This is a genomic window from Pseudoclavibacter sp. RFBG4 (assembly GCF_002931515.1).
Classification (GTDB): domain Bacteria; phylum Actinomycetota; class Actinomycetes; order Actinomycetales; family Microbacteriaceae; genus Pseudoclavibacter.
Map to the genome: position 1 here is coordinate 15,541 of NZ_PSYC01000037.1, position 11,842 is coordinate 27,382.

An 11,842-nucleotide genomic window follows, 5' to 3' on the forward strand; every position below is an offset into this window, starting at 1 on the left:
TCAGTCCTCCTCGATCGATCCGTCGGAGATGCCGGCGGTCTCGCCCTCGAACGTCGGCATGAGCGGCTGGCGGCGCTCGAACAGGACGAAGAGCGCGAATCCGAGTCCGCAGCCGATGAACCAGCTGAAGTCGGCGAGGTAGCTCAGGTCGAGGATGCCGGCCTCGGCGAGCGGCCGGGTCAGCACCGCGATCGCGACCGTCGGGGCTCCGGCGAGCACCATGGCCCACACCGCGTTCGGGTTGAACCCCTTGCGGTACCAGTAGGCGCCCGTCTCGCTCATCGTGAACATCTCGTCGACCTTGATGCGCTGCCTGCCGATCACGTAGTAGCCGGCGATGAGGATGCCGAAGAGCGGTCCGATGAGCGCACCGAGCACGCCGAGCGTGTTCTGGATCGCGGCGTCGTTGTTGTACCAGTTCCACGGGGTGAGCAGCACGGAGCCGACGGCGGCGATCATGCCGCCCATCCGCCAGCTGATCCTGTGCGGGGCGACGTTCGAGAAGTCGAACGCCGGCGCGATGAAGTTCGCCACGATGTTGATGCCGACCGTCGCCGTCACGAAGGTGAGGCCGCCGAGGAGGATCGCGAAGTGCGTGTCGATGCGCTCGACCGTGTGGATCGGGTCCGTGATGAGCTCGCCGAAGACGGGCACGGTGGCGCTCGCGGTGAGCACCGTGAGGATGGAGAAGAACAGGAAGTTGAGCGGGAGCCCGAGGAAGTTGCCCCGCTTCACGGCCTTGTAGCTCTTCGCGTACCTCGAGAAGTCGCCGAAGTTGAGCATGGGGCCGGAGAAGTAGGAGACGACGATCGCGATGGCCGTGAACATGACCGGGATGGAGGCCCAGAAGTCGAGCGGCTCACCCGCGGAGAGGTTGAAGTCGATGTTCTCCCAGCCCGCCTGGCTGACGAGGTAGATGGCGAGCACGATCATGACGACGTACACGGCGGGTCCCGCCCAGTCGATGAAGCGGCGGATGGACTCCATCCCGCCCCAGAACAGAGCTGCCTGCGCGAACCAGAGGATCGCGTAGGAGATCCAGCCCAGCGCCGACAGGCCGAGGAAGGAGTAGTCGGTGCGCAGCACCTCGCTGGCGGGGATGAACTTGAGGAACACGATGTTGAGCGACTCGGCGGCGAGGAACGTCTGCACGCCGTACCAGGCGATGGCGATGAGGCCGCGGATGATCGCCGGGATGTTGGCGCCCTTGACGCCGAAGATCGCGCGGTTCACGACGGGGTAGGGCACGCCCGTCTTCTGGCTCGACTTGGCGACGAGGTTCGTGAAGAACTGCACGATGAGGATGCCGACGATGAGGGCGACGAGCACCTGCCAGCTGGCGATGCCGAGCGCGAAGAGGCTGCCGGCCGTGACGTAGCCGCCGACGCTGTGCACGTCGGACATCCAGAAGGCGAAGATGTTGTAGGAGCCCCAGCGCTGCTTGCGCAGGGGAGCGAGGTCCTCGTTCGCGAGCCGCGGGTCGTAGCCGGGCTTCATGTTCCCGTCGCCGACGGGGTGGCCCGCCGCCTCGACGAGGTTGTCGGGCGCCGCGCCTTCGGTGCCCAGGCCGCGGGTGCTGCCGGATGCGCCAGTCTGTGCCAGTTGATCGGTCATGCGTTGAAGTTATGGCTTCACGCTTCGTGGGAGGTTTCTGCAATGTAACGCTCGTGTAAAACCGAGCTCCCCTCAGTGGCGTGCAGTCAGAACTTCACGGTCTCGGCGGTGACGGCGACACTGCGTCGGTCTCCGGAGTCAGACTCCCGCTGCCGCCCCGAGTCCGCGGATGAGCGCGTCGAGCCCGCGCACGAAGGCCTGCTCGCGCAACCCCAGCGGCGTGTGGGCCGCGACGGAGGCCGCGAGGGTCGGGGCCGCATCCGCCTGATCGCCGAGCTCGAAGATGTCGAGGGGCGCGTTGAGGTCGTACGCGGAGCCATAGACGAACGACTCGATCGCCACGATCGCCGGCATGATGTGGCCGTCCGGCCAGCCGGCCCGTCGGAGGCCTGAGGCGACCCCCTCGTACATCGCGAGCGTGTCGGTCGCGCCGGCGACGGGCATCTTCGCGATCGCCTCCACGAGCGAGTCGTGCTCCTTCATGACGAGGCGGTAGCTGCGCGCCCAGCTCGCGAGGGCCGCGTCCCACGGCTCGGTCTCGAACGCCGAGGCGTCGACGGCGGCCATGAGGCGATCCTCGATCCAGCGCAGGATCTGCCGCTTCGAGTGCGCGTGGTTGTAGAGGGCCGCGGGGGTGACGCCGAGCGCCTTGGCGAGCTTCGCCATCGTCAGGGAGTCGTACCCCTCGTGGGTCGCGACGCGCATGGCGGCGTCCGTGATGCGCTTCTGCGTGAGGATGCGCGTGCGGGGTCGCCCAGCACGCCGCTGTCCGTCAGACTCCACATGCTCGCTGGTGCTCACTGGCCCTCCCGTCGTTCGACCCTAGCTCCTCGGAAATGCGGCTTGTCCGAGGAGCCCGTCTCGACTAACGTAAATTAATCCTGTTTATTTGGAAGGCGGCGCCAGGAAACCGGCCGCCAACCACACTCACTTCGACGGCGAAGCCAGGGCGCTTGGAGCTGTCACAACGGAAAGAGCGGAAATGCAGACCATCGAACGCGACGTCGTCATCATCGGAGCAGGCCCCTCCGGCCTCACAGCGGCCCGCCGCCTCACCCAGGCAGGCAAGACCGTCGCCGTCCTCGAGGCGCGCGACCGCGTCGGCGGACGCACCTGGAGCAACATCATCGACGGCCAGTTCTTCGAGATCGGCGGCCAGTGGGTCTCGCCAGACCAGACGGCGCTCCTCGCCCTCCTCGAAGAGCTCGGCAAGGGCACCTTCTCGCGCTACCGCGAGGGCAAGTCGGTCTACATCAGCCCCAAGGGCGAGCGCACCGTCTACGAGGGCGACACGTTCCCCGTCAGCGAGCACACAGCCGCCGAGATGGACCGCATGATCGAGCTCCTCGACGGCCTCGCCGCCGAGATCGGCCCCGTCGAGCCGTGGGCGCACGCCAAGGCGCGCGAGCTCGACACCATCTCCTTCCACCACTGGCTGCGCCAGCAGTCCACCGACGAGGAGGCCTGCAACAACATCGGGCTGTTCGTCGCCGGTGGCATGCTCACCAAGCCGTCCTTCGCGTTCTCCGCGCTGCAGGCAGTGCTCATGGCCGCATCCGCCGGTTCGTTCTCGAACCTCGTCGACGAGAGCTTCATCCTCGACAAGCGCGTCATCGGCGGCATGCAGTCGGTCAGCCAGCAGATGGCGCAGGAGCTCGGCGACGACGTGTTCCTGAACAACCCTGTGCGCTTCCTCCACTGGGAGGACAACGGAGCAGGCAATGCGGCATCCGTCACCGCGGTCGCCGACCACATCACCGTCAAGGCGCAGCACGCCATCATGGCCGTGCCGCCCAACCTCTACTCGCGCGTCTCCTTCGTCCCCGCCCTGCCACGCCAGCAGATGATCGTGCACCAGCACATCTCCATGGGCCTCGTCATCAAGGTGCACGCCACCTACGCCACCCCGTTCTGGCGTGAAGAGGGCCTCAGCGGCACCGCGTTCGGCGCCGGCCACATCGTGCAGGAGGTCTACGACAACACCAACCACGAAGACGAGCGCGGCACCCTCGTCGGCTTCATCACCGATGAGGCGGCCGAGGCCATGTGGGCGCTGAGCGACGAGGAGCGCAAGGCCGCCGTCCTCGGCTCCGTCGCCGAGTTCCTCGGGCCGAAGGCCCTCGACCCCGAGGTCTTCTACCTCTCCGACTTCGGCGCAGAGGAGTGGACCCGCGGCGCCTACGCCACGAGCTACGACCTCGGCGGACTCCACCGCTGGGGTGCCATCCAGCACGACCCGGTCGGCCCGATCTTCTGGTCGAGCTCCGACCTCGCGGCAGAGGGCTACCAGCACGTTGACGGCGCGGTGCGGATGGGCGAAGCTACGGCGAAGCGCATCCTCCAGTCCTGAGCGCCCACGGCATCCTGAAATCGGACGACACCCCAAGAATTGGAGAGGCAGCATGGCGCAGCGTTTCGTAGTGGGCTACATCGCGAGCGATCGAGGGCATGACGCCCTCGCGCTCGCCTCCTTCCTCGCGAAGGGCACCGACACGGAGATCATCGTCGCGATGATCACGCCGGAGACGTCGCCGTACAGCGGCACGCATCCGCTGCCGCTCGACGATGCCGACAGCATCATCGGCAAGCAGATCGACACGTGGATGAGCGAAGCGCTCGCCCAGGTGCCGGAGGGCATCGCGGCGCGAGGCGTCGTCCGCAGCGCCACGAGCGAGGCCCAGGGGCTCATGGACATCGCCGCTGAGTTCGGGGCCGCCGCGCTGGTCATCGGCGCCGCCACCACGGCGCTGCTGCGGCAGTTCACCATCGGGACGGTCGCATCCACGCTGCTGCACGCCTCGCCGCTGCCCGTCGCGCTCGCTCCGGCAGGGTTCGCCGAAGAGGGGCCCGTCACCCGCATCACCACGCTGTTCGGCACCCGCTCGGGGGCCGCCGCGCTCATCGGCACCTCCGTCGAGAGCGCGCTGCAGCGCGACGTGCAGCTGCGCCTGCTCTCGCTCGTGCAGCTCGACCGGGTCCCGCCCAGCCAGGTGCAGGAGGTCGACGAGTTCGTGCGCGAGTTCGGCGGGGCAGTGCTCGCCGGCCGTGCGGAGGCCCTGCTCGAGTCGGGCAGGGCAACCGTCGAGACGGTCGAGGGCGAGAGCCTCGAGGCCGCACTCGAGCGGGCCGACTGGAAGCCGGGCGATGTCGCCTTCGTCGGCTCCAGCCGCCTCGCCCAGGGAGGGCGCATCTTCCTCGGCGCCCGCGCGCAGCGCCTGCTGCGCGTGTTGACCGTGCCGATCATCGTCGTGCCGCGCGCCGCGCAGCCTGCCGAGGCGCCCAAGTCCGCTCCCGAATCCCCAGCGACAGGAACAGGGCAATGACCAGGACAGAAGACAGCACGGAGCGGGGAGGGCTCAGCTCCAAGGGCCTCTCCGCAGGCAAGGTCGGCGTCATCGGCGCGACCATCATCGGCATCTCGTGCATCGCCCCGGCGTACACGCTGACCTCGGGTCTCGGCCCGACCATCTCGCAGGTCGGACTGCAGACGCCGGCGATCCTCTTCATCGGCTTCATCCCCATGGTGCTCGTCGTCTTCGGCTACCGCGAGCTGAACTCGGCGATGCCGGACTCCGGCACCACCTTCACCTGGGCGTCCCGAGCGTTCGGGCCCTGGATCGGCTGGATGGGCGGATGGGGGCTCATCGCCGCGACGGTCCTCGTCCTCTCGAATCTCGCGGCCGTGGCCGTGGACTTCCTGTTCATCCTGCTCGCGCAGGTGTTCCAGAATCCGGAGCTCGCCGACCTCACGACGGTGCTGTGGATCAACATCCCCGTCACGATCCTCTTCACGGCGCTCGCCGCGTGGATCTCGTACCGGGGAGTCGAGGCGACAGAGAAGATCCAGGTCGGGCTCGTCGCGTTCCAGCTCATCGCGCTGGCCTGGTTCATCGTCGCCGCCTTCATGCACCTGAGCAACAACACGGCCTTCGACCCGACCCCCATCGAGCTGTCCTGGTTCAACCCCTTTGAGCTGGGCGACATGGCTGTCGTCGCCGCCGGTGTCTCGCTGTCGATCTTCCTCTTCTGGGGCTGGGACACGGTCATCACGATGAACGAGGAGGCGAAGGACCCGAAGAAGACACCGGGCCGCGCAGCCATGCTCACGATCATCATCATCATGGTGATCTACCTGCTCACGACCCTCGCCGTGCTCGTCTTCGCGGGCATCGGCACCGAGGGCCTCGGAGCCGGCAACCCGGACAACCAGGAGAGCATCTTCGCGGCGCTCGCGGGGCCGGTCATGGGGCCGTTCGCGCTGCTGATGTCGATCGCCATCCTGTCGTCGTCGGCGGCCTCGCTGCAGTCGACGATGGTCTCCCCGTCGCGCACGATCCTCGCCATGGGGCACTACGGCGCCCTGCCGAAGCGCTTCGCGGACGTCAGCCCGCGCTTCAAGTCGCCGTCGGTCGCGACCCTGGCCTCGGCCATCGCCGCTGTCGTGTTCTACGTCGTCATGAGGCTGCTCTCCGAGAACGCGCTGTGGGACACGATCGCGGCCCTCGGCCTCATGATCTGCTTCTACTACGGCGTCACGGGGCTCGCCTGCGTCTGGTACTTCAGGCACAGCCTGTTCAGCTCGGCCAGGAACTTCTTCTTCCGGTTCCTGTTCCCGCTGCTCGGCGGCATCGTGCTGCTGTACTTCTTCTACGAGACGGCCGTCGCGTCCCTGTCGCCGTCGTTCGGCTCAGGCTCGGCGGTCTTCGCGACGAGCTACGACGCGGACGGCATCGCCCAGGACGGCATCGGTCTCGTGTTCGTGCTCGGCATCGGAGTGCTGCTGCTCGGCGTGGTCATCATGGTCGTGCAGTACTTCCGCAGCCCCGGGTTCTTCCGCGGCGAGACGATCCAGATCGGCAACGACCGGGATACGCAGTCGATCGAGGTGCTGAAGGACTAGCTGTCCCGCGGTATCCCGCATCCCAACCCGCCCCGCCGCATCCGCCGCAGATGGGTCGCTTTCACCCCGTATCGAGCGCTGATACGGGGTGAAAGTGTCCCATCTGCGGCGGATGCGGATGCGGTTGTGGGGGTGGCAGGGCGGGGACGTTGCACCACGGGCGGGGTGTTGCGCCGCTGGGTCGCGGGGTCGCGGGGCGAGGTCAGCTCGCGCAGGTGGTGTCCTCCGCCGTCCGGCCCACGATGTCGTCGGAGAGGGTCAGCGGCTCGCCGGGCGCGTCGGCCGCGTCGTCCGGTTGCGTCGCGTCGTCCGGCTGTTCCGGGCCTTCCTGCTCGCCGTCGCCGTCGGGTGCATCCCCGGCGGGTGCATCCGCTGCCTGGTCATCCTGGAACGACAGCGGCTGGTCGGCGCGGAGGGTCGCGAAGATGGCGTCGGTCTCGGCCGTGATCGGCTCGACTCGGTTCGGGTCCGCCCAATAGGGCGCGACGGGCAGCTGCAGCATGACGATGCGGTCGAGGTCGACGTTCGCGAGCGTCTGCGCGAGCGCGACGAGACTGCTCGGCTGTGCCAGTGCCTCGTCGACGGTCATGGCCTTCGACGCGGAGTCGGCGAGCCCATAGAGGGCCCCCGGGTTGGTGAGCGTGCCGGCGCTCGTGACCTTCCGAGCGAGGGAGGCGAGGAACGCCTGCTGGGCCTGGATGCGCCCCAGGTCGCTCCCGTCGGCGAAGCCGTGCCGCGTGCGGAGGAACGCGAGGGCCGCCTCGCCCTGGAGGCTGTGGGTGCCCGCGGTCATGTACAGCCCCGAGTAGTCGTCGGCGATGTCGTTCTCGACGCACACGTCGACGCCGCCGATGGCCTCCGTGATGCCGATGACGCCGTCGAAGCCGACGACGATGAAGTGGTCGATGTCCAGGCCGGTGAAATCGCGGATCGTGTCGAGCGAGCAGAACGGCCCGTTCTCGAGCGCCCCGTTGATCTGCGCGGCCTCCTGCGCTGGCACCACGGCACCGTCCGGGGTCGTGCATTCCGGGGTCGGCAGCATCGTGTCTCGGGGAATGCTGATGAGGGTCGCGTCCTCGCGATCGGCCGACACGTGCAGCAGCATCATGACGTCGGACCGCGCCCCGCCTGCTTCCCCGTAGTCGGCGCTCGACTGCCCGTCCCTGGAGTCGGAGCCCATGATGAGGATGTTAACGGCGCCATCCCATCCGGAGATCTCGGTGCCCGTTCCGTCCGCTCGACCCACGGCGTTGTCGGCGAGGTTGCCCACGACCTGGAAGTAGGTCGCCGAGATGAAGCCGATGCCGGCGACCATGGTCACGCAGACGGCCGCCGCGGCGGCGACCATGAGGCGGCGTCGCACGAACTTCGAGCTCGTGCGCCTGCGCCGCGAGACGTGGCGCCCGTTGCCGGTGATCGGGCGGCGAGGTCCAACCGCCGGTGCCCGCCTGGAGGACCGGGTTCTGGGCTGCGGCTCGTCGTCGCCGCCGCCGTTGAGCAGGGTCTCGATCACGGGATGCGGATCTGTGGGCCTCTTCATGGTCCCTCTCGCTCGAGGTCGATGCCCGCCGTCGGTCAAGGGAGGGGCGATATCTGACAACTGCCAATGTCTCGCGAGGCGCGGTGCAATGCAAACCGAGCGCCGCCCCGGAGGCCCCGGCCGTTCTGTCGATTCACGCAATATTTCCGGGCCGTTTCGGCCCATTGACGGTTCTCCGGGGATGGGTCATCATCACCAAATGACAACATCGGAAACCGCAGCGGCGGCGAAGCTCAACGAGGAGCTGCATGGTGGGGGACTGAGCGCGAAGGGCCTCTCCGCCGGCAAGGTCGGGGTGCTCGGGGCGGCCGTCATCGGCGTCTCCTGCATCGCGCCCGCCTACGCCGTCACGTCCGGCCTCGGCCCCACCATCGCGCAGGTCGGCGTCTACACGCCCGCCATCATGCTCGTCGGGTTCATCCCGATGCTGCTCGTCGTGTTCGGCTACCGGGAGCTCAACACGGCGATGCCGGACTCCGGCACCTCGTTCACGTGGGCGACCCGCGCGTTCGGGCCGTGGATCGGGTGGATGGGCGGATGGGGGCTCATCGCCGCGACCGTCCTCGTGCTCTCGAACCTCGCGGCCGTCGCCGTCGACTTCTTCTTCATCATGCTGGCCCAGATCTTCCAGAACCCGGAGCTCGCGGACCTCACGCGCGTGCTGTGGATCAACATCCCGATGACCGTCATCTTCACTGCCCTCGCCGCGTGGATCTCCTACCGCGGCGTCGAGTCGACGAAGAAGGTGCAGTACGTCCTCGTCGTCGTGCAGCTCATCGCCATCGTCTGGTTCATCATCGCGGCGTTCGTGCACGTCGGGAACGGCACCGCGTTCGACGCGACCCCCATCGAGCTGTCGTGGTTCAACCCGTTCGAGGTGGGCTCGCTCGCCGCGATCTCCGCCGGCGTCTCGCTGTCGATCTTCCTGTTCTGGGGCTGGGACACGGTCATCACGATGAACGAGGAGGCGAAGGATCCGGAGAAGACCCCGGGCCGTGCCTCCATGCTCACGATCTTCGTCATGGTCGCGATCTACGTGCTGATGACGCTCGCGGTCCTCGCCTACGCGGGTATCGGCGAGGAGGGCCTTGGCGCCGGCAACCCGGACAACCAGGAGAGCATCCTCGCTTCCCTCGCGGAGCCGATCATGGGCCCGTTCGCGCTGCTCATGACGGTCGCCGTCATGTTCAGCTCTGCGGCCTCGCTGCAGTCGACGATGGTGTCGCCCTCTCGCACGCTCCTCGCCATGGGCCATTACGGGGCGCTGCCCAAGTCGTATGCCAGCGTGAGTCCCCGCTTCAAGTCGCCATCGGTGGCGACCATCGCCTCGGCGGCGGCCGCGATCGTCTTCTACATCGTGCTGCGGCTGCTCTCCGAGAACGCCCTCTGGGACACGATCGCAGCGCTCGGCCTCATGGTGTGCTTCTACTACGGCGTCACGGGGCTCGCGTGCGTCTGGTACTTCCGCCGGTCGCTGTTCTCCTCGACGCGGAACCTGTTCTTCCGGTTCCTCTTCCCGCTGCTCGGCGGGCTCGCGCTGCTCTACTTCTTCTTCGAGACCGCCAGGGCATCGCTGTCGCCGTCGTTCGGCTCGGGCTCCGCGGTCTTCGCGACGAGCTACGACGCCGACGGCATCGCGCAGGACGGCATCGGCCTCGTGTTCGTGCTCGGGGTCGGCGTGCTCCTGCTCGGCGTCGTGCTCATGGTCGTGCAGTACTTCCGCAGCCCGGGGTTCTTCCGCGGCGAGACGATCAAGACGGGCGCGGATGGCGACGCGGAGCCTGCGCCTGCGCTGCAGTGAAGCGGCTCGGCGCGGGCTCGGCCGCGCCGCTGTAGGCTGGCACGGTGAAGATCGCGCGCTTCGAATACCAGGGTCAGCTCACTTTCGGCATCCTCGACGAGGAGGAGAAGGTCTACGTCAAGCTGGCGGGTGACCCCCTCTACCTCGGCTACGAGACGCTCGACGAACGCATCCCGATCGACCAGGTGCAGCTGCAGTCGCCCGTGCTGCCGCGCTCGAAGGTGATCGGCTTCGGACGCAACTACGCGGAGCACGCGAACGAGCTCGGCAACGAGGCCGCCGAGGTGCCCATGATGTTCCTCAAGCCGAACACCTCGGTCATCGGCCCCCGCCACCCCATCGTGCTGCCGCCCCAGTCGGAGCGCGTCGACCACGAGGCGGAGCTCGCCGTCGTCATCGGCCAGGTCGCCCGCAACGTGCCGGCCGCCGACGCGGCTCAGGTCATCTTCGGCTACACGATCGCGAACGACGTCACGGCCCGTGACCTGCAGAAGAGCGACGGCCAGTGGGCTCGCGCGAAGGGCTTCGACTCGTTCTGCCCGCTCGGCCCGATCATCGAGACCGACTTCGACCCCTCGAAGGGCCGCATCACCGCTGAGGTCAACGGCGAGCTGCGCCAGGAGGGCGACCTCTCGCAGATGATCACGTCGGTCGCGAAGCTCGTCGAGTACGCGTCGAGCGTGTTCACGCTGCTGCCGGGCGACATCATCCTCACGGGCACGCCCGCGGGCGTCGGTCCGCTCGCGAAGGGCGACACGGTGACCTGCACGATCGAGGGCATCGGCTCGCTCTCCAACCCCGTCACCGCGCGCTAGCCGCTCGGCCAAGCAGAACCACCGCTGCCAGTCAGATACGCCCCCTCGGAAGCCGAGAGGGCGTAACTGACTGGCAGCGTTCTGCGTGGGGGTGAGTCCCCGTCGCTAGCTCTTCGCGACCTCGGTCGCCGTGGCGAGCTGCTCGACGAGCATCGGGAGGAAGAACGGGATGGAGAGCGCGGTCGGCGAGATGGCCGCGCCGTTCTCCTCGCCCACGAGCGCTGCGACGGCGCCCTTGGAGACGGCGGGGATGAGCTTCGTGCGGTCCGAGGTCAGGAACGTCTGCAGCTGCTCCTCGGTCTCGGTCTGGGTGAAGACGACGTCCGCGTCGATCTTGTCGAGGTTCTCGCTGGAGACGGTCGTCGAGAACGTCGACTCCCCGGTCGCGAGTTCCGCGACGGATGGTGCGCTCGTGAAGCCGAGGTCGGTGAGCAGCTCGACGCGTGGGTCGTTCTCGAGGAGGAGGTAGAAGGTGTCCACATCCTCGGACGCGTAGGCGATCGTCGTGCCTTCGAACTCGGGATGCTCTGCGGCCTGGTCGGCGACCTGCTGGTCGAGGTCGGCGAGGATCTCGTTGGCGTCCGCCTCGAGGCCGAGGGCCTTGCCGGTGTCGGTGATGACGTCACGCCACGGCGTCGACCAGATGGCTTCCTCGGGGGCGACGACGGGCACGCCGGCCGCGGTGACGGCGTCGTACTCCTCTTGCGTGAGCCCGGAGTAGGACGCGATGAACACGTCGGGGTCGGTGGCGAGCAGCGCCTCCACGGAGAGCTCGTAGGTGGCGTTGTCGAGGATGACGGGGGCTTCGCCGCCGAGCTCCTCGATCTTGTCGGAGACCCACGGCGCGATGCGGTCCTCGCCTCCGCCGTAGTCCATCGAGGCCATGGCGACGGGGACGATGTCGAGCGCGAGGACCGCGTCGGTGACGCCCCAGCCCCACGTCGCGACGCGCGTCGGCGCCTCTTCGATCGTGGTGGTGCCGTACATGTGCTCGAAGGTGACGGGGAAGCTCGCGGCGTCGCCCGGTGCGGCGGCCGTGTCGCTCGTGTCGGTGGCGGCGGGGGCGCAGGCGCTGAGCGCGAGGGCCGTGACCGCCACCGCGGCGGCGGCGATCGGTCGGAGGGTGCGGTTCATGGGGTGGTTCCTTTCGTGCGGATGCGTGAAGTGCTGGG

At 68.1% G+C, this 11,842-nt stretch carries 9 protein-coding genes; 5 read left to right on the forward strand and 4 right to left on the reverse strand.

Going from position 1 to position 11,842, the window contains the following annotated elements; genetic code table 11:
• Both C5E10_RS14325 and C5E10_RS14330 read right to left on the reverse strand, forming a co-directional pair.
• A complete protein-coding gene (locus C5E10_RS14325) occupies nt 1-1,614 on the reverse strand; it encodes an NCS1 family nucleobase:cation symporter-1 (protein WP_104298350.1) in 1,614 nt (537 codons plus the stop codon).
• A gap of 138 nt (nt 1,615-1,752) precedes the next feature.
• Nucleotides 1,753-2,415, reverse strand: a complete 663-nt coding sequence (locus tag C5E10_RS14330) for a TetR/AcrR family transcriptional regulator (RefSeq protein WP_258071156.1) — start codon at nt 2,413-2,415, stop codon at nt 1,753-1,755.
• A 181-nt stretch (nt 2,416-2,596) separates the two neighbouring features.
• Between C5E10_RS14330 and C5E10_RS14335 the strand changes: the two genes are divergently transcribed.
• Genes C5E10_RS14335 through C5E10_RS14345 form a run of 3 tightly spaced genes read left to right on the forward strand, consistent with a single transcriptional unit; the run spans nt 2,597 to nt 6,514 of the window.
• A complete protein-coding gene (locus tag C5E10_RS14335) occupies nt 2,597-3,964 on the forward strand; it encodes an NAD(P)/FAD-dependent oxidoreductase (protein ID WP_104306097.1) in 1,368 nt (455 codons plus the stop codon).
• Nucleotides 3,965-4,016: 52 nt separating this feature from the next.
• Nucleotides 4,017-4,937 carry a universal stress protein gene (locus C5E10_RS14340; protein WP_104332219.1) on the forward strand — a complete coding sequence of 307 codons (921 nt, stop codon included), beginning with the start codon at nt 4,017-4,019 and terminating at the stop codon, nt 4,935-4,937.
• Entirely contained in the window at nt 4,934-6,514 is a 1,581-nt protein-coding gene (locus C5E10_RS14345; protein WP_104240456.1) for an APC family permease, read from the forward strand. Before C5E10_RS14340 ends, C5E10_RS14345 begins: the two co-directional genes overlap by 4 nt.
• A gap of 202 nt (nt 6,515-6,716) precedes the next feature.
• On the opposite strand, the gene C5E10_RS14350 is transcribed toward C5E10_RS14345, so the two are convergent.
• Nucleotides 6,717-8,054: an LCP family protein gene (locus C5E10_RS14350; protein WP_181062785.1), complete on the reverse strand. Its 1,338-nt coding sequence runs from the start codon at nt 8,052-8,054 to the stop codon at nt 6,717-6,719.
• A 199-nt stretch (nt 8,055-8,253) separates the two neighbouring features.
• Between C5E10_RS14350 and C5E10_RS14355 the strand changes: the two genes are divergently transcribed.
• Both C5E10_RS14355 and C5E10_RS14360 read left to right on the forward strand, forming a co-directional pair.
• Nucleotides 8,254-9,855 carry an APC family permease gene (locus C5E10_RS14355; protein ID WP_104332221.1) on the forward strand — a complete coding sequence of 534 codons (1,602 nt, stop codon included), beginning with the start codon at nt 8,254-8,256 and terminating at the stop codon, nt 9,853-9,855.
• A gap of 44 nt (nt 9,856-9,899) precedes the next feature.
• Nucleotides 9,900-10,670: a fumarylacetoacetate hydrolase family protein gene (locus C5E10_RS14360; protein ID WP_104240461.1), complete on the forward strand. Its 771-nt coding sequence runs from the start codon at nt 9,900-9,902 to the stop codon at nt 10,668-10,670.
• Nucleotides 10,671-10,775: 105 nt separating this feature from the next.
• Here the strand turns inward: C5E10_RS14360 and C5E10_RS14365 are convergent, their stop codons facing one another.
• Nucleotides 10,776-11,804, reverse strand: coding sequence for an ABC transporter substrate-binding protein (locus C5E10_RS14365; RefSeq protein WP_104332222.1), 1,029 nt, complete (start codon nt 11,802-11,804; stop codon nt 10,776-10,778).
• Nucleotides 11,805-11,842 lie beyond the last annotated feature (38 nt).

Coding starts and splice junctions, on each gene's coding strand:
- C5E10_RS14345 (WP_104240456.1), top strand. CDS start 4,934: ATGACCAGGACAGAAGACAGCACGGAGCGGGGAGGGCTCAGCTCCAAG.
- C5E10_RS14325 (WP_104298350.1), bottom strand. CDS start 1,614: ATGACCGATCAACTGGCACAGACTGGCGCATCCGGCAGCACCCGCGGC.
- C5E10_RS14365 (WP_104332222.1), bottom strand. CDS start 11,804: ATGAACCGCACCCTCCGACCGATCGCCGCCGCCGCGGTGGCGGTCACG.
- C5E10_RS14350 (WP_181062785.1), bottom strand. CDS start 8,054: ATGAAGAGGCCCACAGATCCGCATCCCGTGATCGAGACCCTGCTCAAC.
- C5E10_RS14340 (WP_104332219.1), top strand. CDS start 4,017: ATGGCGCAGCGTTTCGTAGTGGGCTACATCGCGAGCGATCGAGGGCAT.
- C5E10_RS14335 (WP_104306097.1), top strand. CDS start 2,597: ATGCAGACCATCGAACGCGACGTCGTCATCATCGGAGCAGGCCCCTCC.
- C5E10_RS14355 (WP_104332221.1), top strand. CDS start 8,254: ATGACAACATCGGAAACCGCAGCGGCGGCGAAGCTCAACGAGGAGCTG.